Here is a 19,233-nt window from a genome sequence, read left to right as displayed (position 1 = left end):
GCGAGAAGCGAGAAGCGAGAAGCGAGAAGCGAGAAGCGAGAAGCGAGAAGCGAGAAGCGAGAAGCGAGAAGCGAGAAGCGAGAAAATCTTACTTCAGTTTCCATTGATAAGAAAAGAAAAACCGCCCGAAGGCGGTTTTTTTATTTATTGAGAATCGACGCTTCAATGATGGTTGCCAAGTATGGGTCTCTAATCCAAGTTACTAAACGTTCTGTACGCTCTTCTGGTTTCAGTTTTGTCCAGTTGACGTACATATCTTTATCAACTTTATAGCTTGGGTCTTCACAATCAGAAAAATAAGATAACTCATCTACATTTTTATACTGCCTGCCCAACGACATCTCAAAGCTTCCAAGTTTAAACGGTGTTTTTTCCGCTGTATTACGTTGTACTAGAGAGGACACCTTTAGAACTGCTTCTTGGAATCGACCAGATGTCGAAACAACGGGTCCAAATGGTCGAAGCCCCTTGATTTCTTGCCCGTTCAGCGCTTTAAATGCGAACTCAAAACGAGACGCGTAGACCACCTTACCATCGAAATCTTCATCCATGTCTATGTTGGATAGAGCCTCAGAGACAAAATCTGCATCTATATTTTTGTTAACCACATCGCTGTCATCTAGCGTCCATTTAGAACCGTTCTTCTTTAGTATCCCAATATAAGTAAGGTTACTTAGATACTCAGGACCAGCGGTAGTTTCAGATCCGAATACGGCTTCATTATCAAAAGTAGTAGATAGCTTTAGTGAAACTGGAACACTCTGCCATTCGAGGTTTTGTCCCTCATACGACTCTTTTCTGTGCTTGCCACCAATAAGCATAACTTCCATAGCGAATGACTTATTCGAAGTCCAATCAAAGCCTTTGAGCTCATCTGCAGTAGTGAACATACTGTCCTCGTTCATAAACTGTCGTTTATTTCCGTAGTTGACCGCAATCGCACTGTGCTTAATGTCTTCGATAATAGGCTTTGTCGGGCCTTTATGAACTTTACTATGTAAGACAAAATCTAGCGTTAACAAGTCTTTCTCTGACACACTATTTCCGTTCGCAATAAAGCCCGATTTAGCAGAGAGTGTATAGTTATGGTTTGTATCGACTCCTACAGGAATCTGTCTAGGTGACGTAATAAATCGTCCGACTGTCTTGTCCACTCGTACTGGTAGCTTATAGTTGCTTCCAGATAGAGTGAACTCATAGGTCATATTTTTGAAGCCACCGCTGTTTACATATTCTTTGAGTACATCTTGTTGGGAGTCAATTTTTATCACCTGCCCAAAAATCGGACCGAGAGCAACTTTAGATAAGTATCCGCTATAATCGACTAAATCGTGCTTAGCGATCAAAGGCTTCACTCCAGAGAAGACATCATCGCCAAAGTAAAAATACGGTTCAAACTCACAACCAATAAGGACTTTGCCGTCTGCTTTTTCCGCCTCAAAAAATTCGGCCAACTCACCTTTGGGATCTACACTAAATTCCTCGTGTTTCATCGGCTTGAACATCAAATTAAACTTAGGTCCACTGGTATTAAGTAAACCGTCAGTGCGCTGATAAGACATCTCACACTGAAACACATTTGACGTCATCTGTTTCAGACTTTGTTTGCCTAACACCATTTGCCACTTCAAACGGTGGAAAGGCGATAATCGCACCTTTTTATTTGCTTTTAATCGTACCTTCTCCCACTCATCAAAGGTGACCCATTTAGAGTTGTCATGAGGCTCAGAGACTAATAACCTAACGAACCCTAGGTCCTCCTCTGATAATTTTTTAGACTCAACATTAAATTGTGTAGCAAACTCTACTAAGCCTCTTTGTTGATCGCGATTATAGAGCTTGTCTTGCACTGGAAACGCAACATTAAACGCCCCAGAAACATCTTTCCTTTTTGGAGCAATATAGTTTGCTTTATTACGAGTGATGACTTGTTCAGCGATTTCTTCACCGTAACTTTCAATTAGTTGCTTGTGTCCCTCACGACGCATGAGTTCTTGGAGCCACAAGTTACACAAATTTTCTTTTAACTCTGTGTTTAATACCCAGCCATCGGTTTCTATAAATCGCTGAATGTATTCATCGATGGCTAGTGTTCGCCACTGTTCTGTGAACTCTTGTTCGCCCTCAGAACAAGCTCTTTGAATCAAAAGCACCAAACCATTAATAGCAAGTGCACGGCGTTGATAGCGCTTAATCAACTCCTTTGCACCCGTAGCTTTTCCTAAGTGCTCAACTAACGCATCTGAAGACGAAAAATACAACTCAGTCAATTGGGTATCAATCTCAGCCAGTGAATCAATAATTTCTGTGGTTTCATGGCTAAGCTGTTCAATTGCAGATATGCTTTTTCTAACTTCGTTGTAGGAAGACAAGTAATAATCGAAGAGCACAGAGTCTAGCAACTGGGCGCCACTCATCAGCATTTTCCCGCCTTCTTTGACAACGAAAAAGCCTCTTGCTGCCTGTCCTATTATCGGAACATAGCAAGCCATACCAACGATCATCTCGAAGATAGCTAGCTTGAGCTCTTTTGCAATTGCTTCTTCTCCCAAGTTCGCATCTAACTGAGCTAAACGCGCTTGCTCCATAGCCTTAAAGCCGAGTCGACTCGGTGGAATTCTCGCCGCAAACTCTTGTAGATAGATGCGAACTTCAACACGTCGGTTAATATTAAGTTGCGCGTTTTCGCGTTTGATTTCGTTGTTTGGTACCTCGACTATCGGTCGACGTTCGCCAAAAAAACGAATACCACTGACTGAAGAAAAGAACTCAGCAACATGCTGCGCTCGCTGTTGCGAAAGGTTTTGGTTATATTCTGAATCACCGTTTTGACAGGCATGCCCTTCGATTTCAACAACGGCATTTGGAATCTTAGATAATTCTTTATCGACCGCAGCCAAATACGACAAGTGCGGGGCTTGAACCTGGTTGTTATCAAAAGGAAAAACCAAGCGTAAACCGGCACCTTTATGGTCTTTAACAAACATTGCACTGTCTTCAGCAACGTCATTCGGAATACTGTCAGTAAACGTTACATTGTCGCCTAACTTATCTATGATTTGCTTAAGCAGTAATTCCCCGCTCTTCAGACTTTCTTTCCAGACAGGTACCCAGTTCAGATAATCGCGTGATACCTGCTCAAAATAACTTTTCCTGAGTTTAGCTTTCTCTTCTGCTAAGCGTAATTGCTCGCTTTTGTCAGTGATCGCTTTTATCTCATAGAAGGTGTTAATTGCATTGAGCCCGGCCCCAGCAAAGGGCGACAAAAAGCTTTTGACACTGCCGTTACCTGTCAACCACGTTCTAGCAGCACTCCCCGCCACAACGTGGGCATTGCCATTTCTCGCAGGTTCAATCACCTTGGTAAAGAACTTACTTTTATCAAATCCTTTCTCTTTGAGGAGCGCTTTTAAGCCCACTTGAGCTGCACGCTCGGATTCAGATGCCGCTTGGCGTAAATCTTGAAGAGTTTGGTAAGCTGCTGCGGTAGCCGATACCCCAAATGAAAACTCCAATGCCGAAATCATGGCTGGAGGTAATGCGCCCTTATCTACTTGCCCCCAAAACGTGTTTGCTAAACTCCCAATCACATCATGTTTACTTGATGGGTTTTGATGAATATTAATGCCAGCATTAACCAAACTTGGTGTCACTTTTGTGCCAATCTCCCACAGTGCAGCACTCATACTGGCAGTCGTTCCGCTATTCTCTAGGTTTTCAAGCTCCCCCATTCGGAAGGCTTGTAGAGCTTTAAACTGCGTAGGAAATTGGTATATCAAAGACTCTTCAAGTGAGATCATGTCGCCCGCAACAACCGCGATCTTACCAAACGGTGTCGTTTGGCTAAGCGTGATGTATTCTCGTAGCTCGTAGCTGACTCTAGTAGCATCACCAAATTCATCATACTCTTTGGTTACATTAGTGGCATTCTGTGCAAACTCAGGTATCTCATCGATGAGGTCAACATCAAAAACCACTTCAATGGTGTACATGCCATCAGTAAAAACCTCCGACGCCAACGGAAACAAAGCTATTGGACGATGCGAATCACTGTTTCGGTCAAGTTGTGCTTGCGTTATGATTTCTTCGTCTTGCAGGTTGAGGTGCTGTCCGCTCTCCTCATCAAAACGAGTAACTTTAACAATTGCATCAGCATACTCTTGTGTTGAAAATGCTACTGCGAGAAATGAGAACGTGGGTACAATAAAGCCACGAATGGGCTTATCTTCAGGAACAGAGTCATACCACTTGTTATACGCAACTTGCTCATCAGTTAGTGCTTGAGTGCCCGCTTCATATTTAGGCGCAAGTTGTGAGCGCTTTACTTCTGTGACAGCGTATTCCACTTTTTTTTCTAGCGAGTTCAGTGTTTTCTTGCTCCCATTTCCCTTTAGATTTCCTAAGATAGAGGCAAGTTCTGAGCACGCCTTTTTGATTGGCCGAGCATTACTCTGGGCACCAATCGCCAACTCTGTGAGCATTGACCATTCAGGAAAAGACAGCTTGTACGTCTTCTGTGCTAACTCATGTACTGGCGAACGCAGTACCAAAACCTGATTGATATTGGTTTTTTGGTTTTTCTGAGTAGAATCACCCAGTACATGTAAACGACCTAAATCGTCTGTCGCCCAAAGGGCTGCGCTTTCCTCACCTAAATTTATTGCAATGGGAAGCCGTGACATAGGGCGGATATTTTTCAACTCTTCTAATGAGGTCAGGTCTTTTTCGATATTGAGTGCTTTATATCGAGGGTTCTGTGCATCCCCAACATTAGGAAAATCGACACCAAACAAATAGACATCTGTTGGTAAATACTTAAGGTCATTACTCATCGTTTTCTACCTCCAGAAAACGCCCGCCGTCAGCATCGGCATTATAAAGCACTGGGGTTTTAGCAACTCTGCCAGAATGAATCACCTTCCATGACTGAGCGCCATTTCCATTCATTTCATAACGGTAATCTGACCCATAACGTCTAATGGTTATTTTTGCTGCTCCTCTCTGTGTTTCATTACCGTTGTTACTGATATTTACAACTTTCGCATAAACGTTCTTTTCATCGCCTTCCTTAGAAAACGCAAGCCAAGTTTGCTCCTCAACATTGATCAGCACCTTACGATACGAGTTTATGCCCCATACATATTTACCATTGGGGCTGATAGCAATTTGGCGGTAGATGCGCTTCTCAATATCGATGGAGTCTTCAAACTCTTTTTCAGGTAAAATCGTGTATAAGCGTTTGAGTGTCTTGGCGTCATAAACTCCCACCCCCAAGCCCGCGGCATTGATTAACTTGCCATCTACAATGACCGTATCTTCAGACAACGGTACATCTACCTCTTCTTTGGTTCCCGTCGCGAGTGTGTATTTAAAGCGCTTAAAACCGTCTGAGAAATAGATGTAGCTAGAATCGTCCGCCCAGACCAAATATGGCTTAGTACTCGCGCTACCCAGCTGAATGGTCTGTTGCGTTTCTAAGTCAAAGATTGCCTTTATCAAAGGCCCACCAAAGCTATAGGCATAAGCCACATAACGATTATTGGGTGAACGACTCGTCACATAGTTCTGTGGTGAAGCTGTACTTGGTATATCATCTGTGACTAAGCGTAAATCTGTCCCATCAATTTTCACGCTCCAAATTTTGTAGCCGTTTTCGTAATCATTTACGAGTGGGTCGTTAAACTTAACATTATTCCACCAAAACTGAATTCGAGGTTTGTCATAAGAGCTCGCATCAGATAAATCTTCACGAGGCCACTCTTTTGCTCGGCGTACGGCATAACCTGGTTTGACAGGAAGCGTACCTGGGTATTCAGGCTTAGACAGATCTTCAGAGTAAACAATAAAGTTATGCTCACTTTGCCATTGGCAGCGTGGTCCTGTCACATCTTTGCGTTCGAATGACGTTGTTTCACCAACGTTGTAACAAGCCTTTTGAGCGGGTTCTTTTTCTGCGGTTTGTGTTGTTGCAGTATTCGAAGTTTGATTACTTTCTTCACCACAGCCTGTTAATAACATAACTGTCGAAAGAAGCGTGATACTTAACGTTGTTCGTTTCATTTTATAATAGTTCCGTGAGTTCAATGTCTTGATAAATTACTGACATTAAGACCGTTTTATCTGAGTTATGAGATCGGCAATGACGGGTTAGATTGACCCTTTTAACTTCTGGTAACCAACCACTAAACACGACTTCTTTGCAGTACTGATCCACAAACTCAGCCTCGCGCAAAAAAATCTTTTGGCTCCATGTTTCATCAACACACGTCAGTTGGAAATAATCATCTGGTTGATCGCATTGGGGATTACTTTTATAAGTAATTACGACGCCTTCGCTTGGGGAGTTAACAACAACGGCAGCAACACCCTGCTCTTTTTGACTGACGGCATTGTAATCTGATTTGCTTGGCGCTTGAGTATCCAAATTCGGCAACGAAATCACAGGTTCGGAGCTCGCATCAAAGTTGTGAGCAGAAGAATAATCACAGAGGTCTACTTCAACCGCTTTTTCATTATTCCCACTCTTTAATTCATTGAGTTGCTGAGTATTGAGTTGAGTCCGAGAATAGTAGAGAGCAACATCACTTTGTACGCTACCGTTTATTTTGTATGGAAGCCAAATATGAGGCAAAGGAACACCAAGCGGCTCTCTCTTTGTTTTACTTCCAGCCTTAAATGGACTCAATTCGGTTTGAAGTAATTCTGTGTATGTTTCGCCTTCGTTAGGCCAACCAGCGACCACTACCTCAACTTCTTCTGCAGTAAGACCAAAAACACGGGCGCAAGCATATTCGTCCAACACACCCTCATAGACTTTTTTACCGTCTTGGTACAACTGAAACGCTTCCCCTGACAGAAATGCTTCGGAGTCTTCATCATATAAACTAATATCGACCGATCTCTGAGGCGAGGACTTAGTGCTTTGGTAGAGTGATAGATCGACATCAGAAAAGCGTCCGTCGTTTTGAACTTGGATTTCTCGCCAAACTTCTGATTGCCAAACGACATAAATGTAACCGCGATCGATAGATACATACCCTGAATCACTCTTATGAACAGGAACCAAAGGCACCAAAACGTTATCCCACTCATCCATCTGAGTTTCTTTATCAACGGGTTGCAGGTCTTCGGCGAGTTTAAGCAAGATTGGCTGAGGTTGGTCGGAACAAGGGATTTTGATATAGAGCGTTTTGCCCTCAGCTTCGAGATCTTTAAACGTCGCGAGGCTGCGGTGTTTGTTTTCTGTATCGGCCTTGCCTACAGTAACTTTTTCTTTTTGAGCTTCGGTTTTTCCCAACATCAAACATGCTGCATTACTAGACCACTGCCCTGCAAACTCAACAACGATTTTTTGATCTGGGCTTGGCTCAGAAGGTACATTCGTGTAACTACGAACTAAAGCAACATCGTCAGTAACCTGCTTGTAACCCGCTTTAAAAACTTTGCTTTCATTCGAAGCTGATACAGAGTCAACGAGTGTTTTAAGTCTAGGGAAGCTTTGTAACTGAGAGTCCTTTAATGGCGACCTACGAGCAAAGGAAGATAAGGAGACCCAACTGCCTTTCCCAAGTTCGGCTCTAATCGCTGCTAGCAATCCGCTGGTCGTTTTTTTAGAAGAAAGAGAAATCTTTTGCGCAAACTCTTTAGGGAGGTTTCTGAGGATGTCATCTGAATTTCGCAAACGCGAAAGCTGCCCTATACACTCGTCTGGTGTAAGAACATAAGATAGCTCACTGGAGGATAGCTTCGAGCTAGGTATAAATTTGCAAACTAAATGCATTTGAATTCTCCACAACCAACATCGTAAATATGGTTGCGGTGACAATTAAGCTGATAAGGCTTACAAGTACGATTTGGTCTGCGTATCCTACTTACTTAGCCATTTATTTTCAACGAGATAGAAAAATCGCCCGAAATCAAAAACACCAAAAAAATGGTGATTTTTACTATTAAAACATGCGATTTGACCACAATAAAAGCCAGTAACATCACCCACTCTGTCAAAATGGTAAAATCTTACTATCTAAAAAAATTTAATTTATGGACTGAAGTTAACAAAAATCGTAGTAACGTGTGCTTCAGGTAAGCACGAGGAAATTCAGAAGTTTATGAGGTGCCCTCCTCAGCAACAAACAACAAATTGACTGTTACTGAGGAAGTTTAAATAAAAAGGTGAGCGCATTACGCACTCACAAAAGTAACTGCTCTGAAGCTTGCTAGGATTAAATTTGCTTCATCGCGAGTTAAAGAGGTGAGGTATTACCCATCGACCTCATGCAGAACACTATACTCAGAGTATAGAAACGAGCGTAAATATATAATATTTAAAAAGATTTTCAACGCGACACATTCACCACAGCTCCTGCCGAGCGACCATCACAATCACGTCATACACACCTAAAAGCAACATTGGCCTAGTTATTATAGTTATTCAGCCTTGTATTAAGACGATTCATTAATTCGAGTAACTTATCAATAAAGGCAATTATTTTGATAAATATCACAAAAAGTCCCAAAGAAATAAAGCGAGCTAAACGCTCGCTTTATTTATGCCGCATTTTTTAAAGTTTTGTTATCACTAAAATATCGGTTGTAAACAGCACCTAAGGAGGCTGTACTTGCGAAACGATCATAGTTAAATGTTGCTTGAGCCTCTTCGGCAGAGGCGGAAAGCTTGTTGGTACCATTTACATAAATCGTCACTACCCCCTCCTTCAGTCCTGAAAGATCTAAATCAGTTGTCCATGAGTCTGAAAGCACGGTTGCCATGCCTGTGGCTTCTGTACCATCAGCGTCGACTGCTTTGATATCTATGAACTCACCATCTTCAAACCGTTCACTGCTACCACTTACTGTCACGCTTTCCACTCCAGTAACATCTTTGATAACGTCTAGGTGTATTGTCGGTGTAATTGGCATGGAGTAAGCCGTGTTCTGACTACCGGTATTCCCTGATAAGTCTTGGTAGTCACGAACAAGCAACGTCACATTCAGCTCTGACGTGCTTGGTACCACCACATCACCAGTCCAAACACTTGGGTCCGCGGTTGCCACTAATGAAGTGATCGTCGTGCCACCTAACTCCGCTGCGGCGGATTGCAGATCTTTATCGAATTCCAGCGTCACCGTCACGCTTTGGCCGATGGCTTGGTGCTCAGGCGTAAACGTCACGTTAGTCAGCGTTGGCAGAGACTGCGCCAGTGTAAAGCTCTGGCTTTCACTCACTTCAATGCCGGCTGAGTTCGTCCCCGTCACCATCACGGTGTAAGTGCCGTTGGTTTGGTGACTCATATCAATCGCGTCACTGGTCCAATTGCCACCGGCTTGTACCGTCGCACTGCTGCTTTTCAATACCGTCGCGCTGCCTTGGGCCTTTACTTCAAGACGCAGGGACTGACCGTCAAAACGTGTCGACGTGCCTTCGAATTGTAGCGTGGCGGCATGCGTTTCATCCACATTGCCCACTGGCGTGATGGCTAAGGTCGGCGTGATCGGCATGGAGTAAACCGTGTTCTGGCTACCGGTGTTTCCTGATAAGTCTTGGTAGTCACGAACTAGTAACGCCACATTCAGCTCTGACGAGTCTGGTACCACTACATCACCAGTCCAAACACTTGGGTCCGCGGTTGCCACTAACGAGGTGATCGTCGTGCCACCTAACTCCGCTGCGGCGGATTGCAGATCTTTATCGAATTCTAGCGTTACCGTCACGCTTTGGCCGATGGCTTGGTGCTCAGGCGTAAACGTCACGTTAGTCAGCGTTGGCAGAGACTGCGCCAGTGTAAAGCTCTGGCTTTCACTCACTTCAATGCCGGCTGAGTTCGTCCCCGTCACCATAACAGTATAAGTGCCATTGGTTTGGTGACTCATATCCATTGCGTCACTGACCCAAGTGCCACCAGCTTGTACCGTTGCACTGCTGCTTTTTAGTACCGTCGCGCTGCCTTGGGCTTTAACTTCAAGACGCAGGGACTGGCCGTCAAAACGTGTCGACGTGCCTTCGAATTGTAGCGTGGCGGCAAGCGTTTCATCCACACTGCCCACCGGCGTGATGGCTAAGGTCGGCGTGATCGGCATGGAGTAAGCCGTGCTCTGGCTACCGGTATTCCCTGATAAGTCTTGGTAGTCACGAACAAGCAACGCCACATTGAGCTCCGACGTATTTGGTACCACCACATCACCAGTCCAAACGCTTGGGTCCGCGGTTGCCACTAATGAGGTGATCGTCGTGCCACCTAACTCCGCCGCGGCGGACTGCAGATCTTTATCGAATTCCAGCGTTACCGTCACGCTTTGGCCGATGGCTTGGTGCTCAGGCGTAAACGTCACGTTAGTCAGCGTTGGCAGAGATTGCGCCAGTGTAAAGCTCTGACTTTCACTCACTTCAATGCCCGCTGAGTTCGTCCCCGTCACCATCACGATGTAAGTGCCATTGGTTTGATGACTCATATCAATCGCGTCACTGGTCCAAGTGCCACCGGCTTGTACCGTTGCGCTGCTGCTTTTCAATACCGTCGCGCCGCCTTGGGCTTTCACTTCAAGACGCAGGGACTGACCATCAAAACGTGTCGACGTACCTTCAAATTGTAGCGTGGCGGCATGCGCTTCATCCACATTACCCACTGGCGTAATAGCTAAGGTTGGTGTGATCGGCATGGAGTAAGCCGTGTTCTGGCTACCGGTATTCCCTGAGAAGTCTTGGTAGTCACGAACAAGCAACGTCACATTCAGCTCTGACGTGCTTGGTACCACCACATCACCAGTCCAAACACTTGGGTCCGCGGTTGCCACTAATGAAGTGATCGTCGTGCCACCTAACTCCGCTGCGGCGGATTGCAGATCTTTATCGAATTCCAGCGTCACCGTCACGCTTTGGCCGATGGCTTGGTGCTCAGGCGTAAACGTCACGTTAGTCAGTGTTGGCAGAGATTGCGCCAGTGTAAAGCTCTGGCTTTCACTCACTTCAATACCCGCTGAGTTCGTCCCCGTCACCATCACGGTATAAGTGCCATTGGTTTGATGACTCATATCAATCGCGTCACTGGTCCAAGTGCCACCGGCTTGTACTGTCGCGCTGCTGCTTTTTAGTACCGTCGCGCTGCCTTGGGCTTTCACTTCAAGACGCAGGGACTGGCCATCAAAACGTGTCGACGTACCTTCGAATTGTAGCTTGGTGGCATGCGTTTCATCCACATTGCCCACCGGCGTAATAGCTAAGGTTGGCGTGATCGGCAATTCGTGAGCGGTGTTATCCTCACCTATGTTGCCAGTCAAATCTTTAAACTGACTAACAACCAAGTCGACACTTAACAGCGCGGTGCTCGGAACTTGTACATCACCAACCCAGACCTTTTTATCTACCGTTGCTGATAGAGAACTAATGCGATTGCCGCCAAGCGTAGCGGTCGCCTCTTGGAGCTCTTTATCAAACTCAAGCGAGACACTCACGCTTTGCCCCACGCTCTGATGCTCGGGGTTAAATGTCACATTGGTTAGTTTTGGTAAGGTTCCTTCAACCGCGATACTTAAACTGCTTCCCTTTCCAGGAATGGTGTTGGTACTTTGGTAGCTATCATCCTCTACCTGTATTGTTATGTTTTTATCTTGTTTTTCTGGGCTGACATAGTTAACCGTCCACGTAATATTATCTGAAGTCGACCAAGTATCTTGTTTTAACGTTCCTGTTGCACCGCTATCACTAGCGACAAGATGGACATCTGAGATATCAAAGTTCGTAACTTCTTCTGTAAAGTTAAACGCAAGCGTAATCTCTTCGCCTCCAAAAAGAGGGGCGCTTGAGGCGGTAGAGATACTTAGCCCGGGAACGGTTGCCGCTTCCACATGCGCATCAATAGAACTTTCACTCTTGTTATCCACCTTGTCTGTTGCTGCCACCGTGATCGTATGATCGCCTTTCGGTAACAAATAGCTGATGACATAAGGCCCCGCTTCGGTTGTCGGCTCAGTAATCGCTTGAGGAACCACTGTGCTACCACCACTCACCGCTTTTGACGTGACGAGATTTAAATTTTTATCTGTAATGTATGCACTAATTTCTAGTTGATACTTATCGTTTGTCGGCACCTTAGAGGTTTGATTAGCACTTAAGCCCGAAATACTTGGAGCGTCATAATCAACAATAGATTCGATAACCTTTCCATCATAACTTTTGCCTAGTAATTCAAAGCTTGTATTCTCTCTTCCAACTGAGTCCGTCACCGTCACCTTAAGGGTATATGACCCTTGGTTATCGACGGCAAAGTTCATCATTCCATTACCACTAGATGAGATAACATCACCTGAGTAACGCAAGGAATCACCGAGGCTTGGAATAAGCTCCACAGAATATTGTGAAGCTTTCACTCTTTCTCCTTCCACCGTAGATACCGTAAACGGCTGGCTTGCCTTGGTTAAAAACAGTTTCCCACCCTGCAAACTCGTAATTCCATCGAAATCAACTGTGACTTTAGGAACACTAATATCAATGACTTTTCTGATATCAGAATACAGTCCGACGCTATCTGTCGCTTTGATGTCTACTGTGATTGAACCACGCCCCTCTAACTGAGATTTCGGTAGTTCAAAGTACGTAGATGAACCATTCCCATCCTCTACTCTTTCTTCTTGATAACTCGGGTTTAAAACCGAGTAGTTTACTGTTGCCAGGCTGCTACCAGTGTCCGTTATGTCAAAACGAAAACGAACATTATCAGGATTTGTTGGCGATTCGGTTACGATAATCTCATCGCCAACACTTGGAGGTGTGTTGTCAACTTTAATATCAACGGTCGCTTCACCGACTCTCGACCACACATCCGTTGCGGTAATCGTTGTCCTGATCGTTTTTCCATCCGCATCGCTAGGAAGTTCACTTGTAAATGTTGAACACTTGTAGGTTGGATCATCTGCACACACCTCTAATTGTGCAAACTTCTCCGGATTATCTTTATAGTTGTAGGATTCCGTTCCAAGCCTGGCCATCACATTGTCTAGTCTAGAGTTTTCATACAGCTTAATTCTGAATTTGGCGACAAGCTGCTGACCATTAATGGTTGTGTTTCCGACCGGATCAGTAATTTCAACGACTACCGAACCTTTAGGTAATTCAAGCAGTAGATCGTGCTCTGGCGTCAAGTTTCCTGCTAAATCAGATAAGTTCTTGATTTTGTATTCTTGAGTTGTACTCAGGCCATCAATAATATCGGCATAGGATTCAGAATACGTACACTTGATATTTCCAACACCTTTGGCACAAGTCGTTGGTGTATAAGCTTTGTTGCCAAGATTACGAACCAACTTTGGATATTCATCTGAACTTTCGGTATTCAAGCCTGATAAAGCATCATTGAAAGAGAGCTCAAATGTGAGCATCTTCTTCTTCAAAGCTTCATCAAACCAAACATCACTTCCTTTAAAACTGTATGAGTTACCATCTACGACTGTCGGTGCATCAATATCCACCATCGAGAAATTGAACTTGTTGATCGTTTCACGCCCATTTGTACCCAAGGTTTTAGTGATCAAAGTAACAGGTGCTTTGGTCATGTTTTGCCCAACATTGACACTACAACTGTAAGGTTCTTGCGATACGTTGATAACACCAGAAGTTGGTTGCTCATTAGTTGGTGGCGCATCCAGAGAGTTGTATTCTTCACGAACCCAACACTCTAACGTTTTGGCTTTGACCGCACTCAATGTAGTAAAGGTGACATCAAGAACACCATCAGATAAGTAATTTTGGAAGTCCAGCGGGCTTTCAACTGTTAGAACCACGCCTTCACGCTGTACGCTAAAGGTTTGGTTTACTTTTCCAACCTTTCGGTCTTTTTCATCAAGGTAACGAACTTTGTTATAAACTTTGATATCAAGTTCATAATTACCATCTTTGGCAATTTGTGTAGAAAGCAACGTTGCAGTCCAAGTGCCATCTGCGGTTTCTGAGAACGTAAAGTTAGTCCCGTTTTGCTCTCCAGAGAATCTATAAGTTGAGTCAATTCGATCAACGCCACTATCATCAACAATATCAAGCGTAAGTACGATATTCCCATCTTGATAGATGGTGTTATTTGTAATTGGCGTTCCATCCGTGTAACTCATCGCCAGCGTCACCTGCGGGATTGAGTTGTACACTTTGACGGTAAAATCTTGCTCATCACTGGTTAAGGTTGTGTTGCCACGAACATCAGACCCTTTTAAACGAACCTTGTGTGTACCCGTACCTAAATCACCAAGGCTCACTTTGAGATCCTCATTGATTTTTGTACCGGGAGAGCCAGGTAATGGTTCCAGATCGCTAAACGTCCAATACTCTAGGCTTTCTCGATTTACGCCATTAATTGAAACATCACCGTTTGCATTTAGGTCTAGCGCCGTTAGGTCAAAGACATAGTTACCTAAGTAGTAGTCATTCGCATTGAAACCACTTAATCCTAATGTTGGTCCATCACGATCAAGAATAACCTTGTGCGCGTTAGAACTAGACTCAAAACCATAAATATCGGTTGCTTTTACATACAATGACGTTGTTTTTTCATCTTCAGAAATGTCTATTTTATCTGTGTCACTCTTGATCAGAGACATGACAAACTCTTTAGATGAATCCGTTGGCACAATTGTCTTAATTGGCGAATCTTTACCACTTTGATACAGCGAGACTTGCTCAAGGTCTGAATCATCTATTACGGATTTAAACCGCACGTTGAACTCACGCCCTATGACATAGTTCTCTTTGGACAATGTGTCTTCAACCCAAGGTGTATTTAGGATGATTTCAGGGCCTTTGTTATCGACTTGGAATGTGAATTTCCCTGTTGTACTGACATTGGCAGGGTAAGCGTTGTCCGTCGCAGTGACGTAAAACTCATTCCATTCATCGTAATCAAATGCTTTTGAAACCAGTTGGACTTTGACGTCAGGCTGTTCACCAACTAGGTATGGTACGTCACACGCCTCTGTTAGAGGGTCACAGCTTTCTAATGTCAGAGCCTGACCAGATCCGCGGCGCAAATCTATTTTTACGTTATTGCCAGAGCTTAACGTCCCCCAATCAATGACAGGTGCCCATTGGTTATTACCACCTAAACGGCTTTGAACCTGCTCACTTTTTACAATAGGGGCTTCAGAGTCGATACGAATATTGAATCTCGGAGCGGTGCTAGTTAACTCTGAAACGGAGTTACCTAAGTTGTCCTCTGCTGCTGCAACAACTAACCAATCTCCATCACCAGGATAAATCGTAGAGCCTTGATTTGAACAAATCTCGCCCGTACATAGTTTGACTTTAAACGCGTCTTTTGAGTTAGTTGCAAAGTTTTCTGGTGTGTATGTTACTTTTTCACCGGTTTGCTGGTAGAAAACAAGGCCCCTCGAGGCAAGCTTATCACCAACAATATCCTCAACCTTGAAGGTTAATTCATGAGTATTGTTCGCATTTAAATAAATACCGTTTTCTACAGGTTTACCATCGACATCATTCGGTGGAAGGTAACTGGCCTTAGGGAAGTCGTTATCAATAAACACCGATTCTATAAACGGAGATTTACCATTGTAACCATACGCATTGCCATGTGGGTCCATAGCACTGGTCTCCACGGCAAACTCTATAATATCTTTTAGTTCACTAGACTGGGAGTTAAGGGTGAAGAAGTACTCTTTTCGATAAGCATTGCTGCTGTCTGAGTTTTCTACGATGTTGATGTCCAGTGGTATTTCAATGTTTGGCTCATTGGCTTGATACCACATCGTGCTAAACTTCGGGCCGTGAGCGTCGGTTCCTACAATACCAGAAGGATCGTCTAGGACAATTTTAGAAACAACCTCGCCAGCGATATAAAGCCTATTACCAACCATCGTCTCTCTGCCGCTTTCAATGGTTAATTTTGGCTGCGGAGGCAAGGTATCGATACTGCTACCCTCTGTATCAAAAATGTTCTTACCATTTAAGTCAGGATTAGCCATCGATATATCATCAGCATAGAGCTGCGCGATATTGGTCTCAATACCGTATTTGCTCGCCATGATTTCGTAATACGATTGCGCCAGATCTTTTCGGTAAGTTTCAGCGCCAAACGTGTAAGAATCGAGCGTAACTTGACTTCCTCCTGTCCCTATACCATTTGCTTTTCCATCGTAGCTAAAATCATCGTAAATAGCAGATGCAAAATCTAATGAGTTATTTCTTGGCATTTTCTCGGCAATACTATCAATTGCTTCAACAAGGAATCGGTGTAGATAGTCATTTGATGGCTTGTCTGGAATCGCTTTAGTTGTAAGCATTTCATTGGTTGCATAAGACACAACCGTTGGGTCAAACCCAAAGAATGAGTTGTTATTCGTACCTGATAACGCGTAGCGCACCTCATCAAGAATTTGAATCGCACGTTCTGAAGTTTTCTCTCCCGCTGTCACTTGATCCCACTGGAAATCAAACAAACCAGTCTGATATGTCGATAGTTCAGTAATATAGTAAGTTTGAGAACCTTTGAGCTTAAAATACACACCAATATTGGCCTTGTTTAAGTCAACCGTTACTTTCTTGGTCCCTGGATCTCTTTTCCATTGGTAATAGTATGGCTCACTGCCTTCGATACCAATTAAACGAACACGCATGAAATCATAATTCACTACGTCAGTTGTGGTTTCACAGCTCGCTACGTCAAGAGCCATAGACTGGTCACTTTCCAGTTGCTGGATAGTGGTACAACTTGCAAGTGAAGTGAATTCACCACTTGGGCTCAACCCTTCAAGTTGAGCTCGCGCACCAATAAATGGTGTCACCACTTTTATGGTTGGTAGGTCAAAGCTACTTCTAAAATATACTTCTCTTGGAGTGCTTTCGTTATCAGACTCATCGACGGTTTGAATGACTAACTTTTGACTACTGTTTTCTGATACCGATTTAAAGCTGTCACCCAAAATATCTCTTACAAAAGGAATGTAATAGATGACATCCTCTACTCGCCCATTGCTATCTAACAGCGTTTCGTGCGGAATTTTTGCGATGTAATCGTCATCGGATGCGGTTGTGTCAATAACTTGCTGAAGTGAGTAGTTGTTATCGTTGTTTTGGCTTACGTAGTACTTGACGACGAGCTTAAGCTTATTAGCGTTGGAGCCTAAAACCGTATCGGTGTTTACGTCTGAAACTTTCACACGAACATAAGGGATTTTATTCTCTTTCAATAAATTAGCGTTGAAGTTACTAAAATCTATCCCTTTTAATGAGTTCTGAATCCCTAAACTTGCGTACGCATAATCAATCTTCAGGAAATCGCGGCTTGCTTGAACATTGTCTGGGGTGTACGTATCTTGAGAGTAGATACCATCGTAAGTGGTTCGTTCACCATCTAAACCCACATTTACGTACGTCATTGAGGTACCTTCAGGATAGGTTATCGTCTGTGCTGGCGCTTGATCGTCACGACTTACTGCATGCTGCGCAGAGCCCGTATTGCCTTTGCTATCCTTCGCTCGAACCTCAAAGACCGTCGTAGATAGGAATTCATCAGTTGGGTAAGCCTTACTAAACTCACAAGCATTTCCAGACTCTACAGTGACAGGAGAACATGTGACGCCCTCATGTAAGCCATCTTTAAATGAAATACTGACCGAACTAATCTCTTGCGAGCTTTCTTTTACAACCCCTTTCAGAACGTATTCTTTAAGTTGGTTATTAATTGCACTCGCCGATGTAATATCGATAACAGGCGCATCGTTATCCCATTCAAAGTTGATATGAAGACCCAAATGGCTGCCTGGAATTAACTCATTACCCAGTACATCCGCTGTATATAAGACTAACCGTGCTGCTGTTACGTTTGAGAGCCCTGTGGCAGGGTTCATATCTACACTATCGATCTCTTTAGTATTAATGTTAACTTTAACGTTGGTCTCTCGAAGGCCAACTTCAAAATCATCAAATTCAACCGAACAGAGTGTGCTTCCAAAATCTTGTATGTCGTTACATTGAAATTCACCAGACCAAGAGCCATTAATCTGATACTGAATAAAGGCGGATACGTCTTCTACACCGATATCATCAACAATTTTTAGGTCAACTTTATCGGTGCCAGCAAGTACATCACGGTCAATGCGTGTCACGATAGGCGCTGTGGTATCAATCTCCGTCCCATCTCGCGGTGGAATGACGCCATCTGTACTGCCATATGTACCTAAGTCATTAAGCTTCTTACTAAAGTCGACATAGTCGGCAGCATCAGTACCAGAAATATTGATACTTGGGTCGTTTACCACGATCAAAACGTGCTGAGATAAGTCACGTGTGTAAACGTCGCTGTTTATCTTTTTCTGTCCAAAGCTGAGGGGAGTCACTGCTCCTGAAGTCTTGCTCACTTCAAGACCATCAAGAACACCATCTGCAATAACATCCCGATATTGGATGTCAGCGAAATGCATTGAAGTGTAGACGTTATCGCTGTTGCCGTATTTTTTTATAAGATCGTAAGAGTAAGACGAGTATGCTGTTAATAAAGCTCCGTATTGATGCCCAGCACTAGCAAAACTGCTTTGCCCACCTTTGGTTATATCAATAGGTTTGGTCTCATTTACGTCAAAACCATACATGCTATTGATACTATCCAAAGCGGTTGAAAAGGCACTCTCATCTGTGGCCCCCTGAGAAATTTTGTACTTTGCCAAGCCTGCTGCCAAGTTCGACAGCGGAGTAAGCATTAACTTTTGCTCACTCCCCTCTTTAAAGTTCACAACACCTTCAAATTTAAGTGTCTTCGCATTACTCACAGATACCGTTTCATTTGTAAACGGATCGGTATAACTCCCCTCTTTTGCAACAACAAAAAGAGGCATTGACGACGATTCAAACTCTAGCAGATAGTTTCCGAAGGCATCAGACGTCGTGTTAGCCAACTTCCGACCTAAGTTTCCATTTTTGAACTCGAAAACCTCAATCTTGGCGCCATTGACTGGGGCGTCAAACACCATACCGGAAATGCTTCCTTTGCTTCTAGCTGGAGGTGTGTTGTCTCCTCCATCACCACCACCACATGCACTCAATAAAAGAGATGTAAGCGTAAGACCTAATGTTAATTTCAGCGTATTTTTAGCGAACATAGTAATTTGGCAAAATATATTTTCCCGAGATTATATTATTGAAAAATATTTTCTCAACGTGACATTAACACCAACAAAATAGGCATAAACACCAAGCCAACCGTCACTTTGACTGAATTATTAAAATTATTTTTACATCCTATA

At 43.7% G+C, this 19,233-nt stretch carries 4 protein-coding genes; all 4 read right to left on the bottom strand.

Going from position 1 to position 19,233, the window contains the following annotated elements; genetic code table 11:
* Nucleotides 1-140: 140 nt before the first annotated feature.
* Nucleotides 141-4,832 carry an OmpA family protein gene (locus tag R7Q09_RS06640; RefSeq protein WP_318070630.1) on the bottom strand — a complete coding sequence of 1,564 codons (4,692 nt, stop codon included), beginning with the start codon at nt 4,830-4,832 and terminating at the stop codon, nt 141-143.
* Nucleotides 4,825-6,060, bottom strand: coding sequence for a TolB family protein (locus R7Q09_RS06635; protein WP_064354667.1), 1,236 nt, complete (start codon nt 6,058-6,060; stop codon nt 4,825-4,827). The genes R7Q09_RS06640 and R7Q09_RS06635 overlap by 8 nt, the downstream gene beginning before the upstream one ends.
* Before the next feature lies 1 nt (nt 6,061).
* Entirely contained in the window at nt 6,062-7,780 is a 1,719-nt protein-coding gene (locus R7Q09_RS06630; RefSeq protein WP_213962668.1) for a hypothetical protein, read from the bottom strand.
* Between the two features lie 767 nt (nt 7,781-8,547).
* Entirely contained in the window at nt 8,548-19,089 is a 10,542-nt protein-coding gene (locus R7Q09_RS06625; RefSeq protein ID WP_318143695.1) for a tandem large repeat, read from the bottom strand.
* Nucleotides 19,090-19,233 lie beyond the last annotated feature (144 nt).

This window comes from Vibrio sp. 2130-1 (assembly GCF_033339515.1).
The sequence above is the reverse complement of the archived record's forward strand: the minus strand, read 5'-3'. Positions and strand labels throughout refer to the sequence as shown.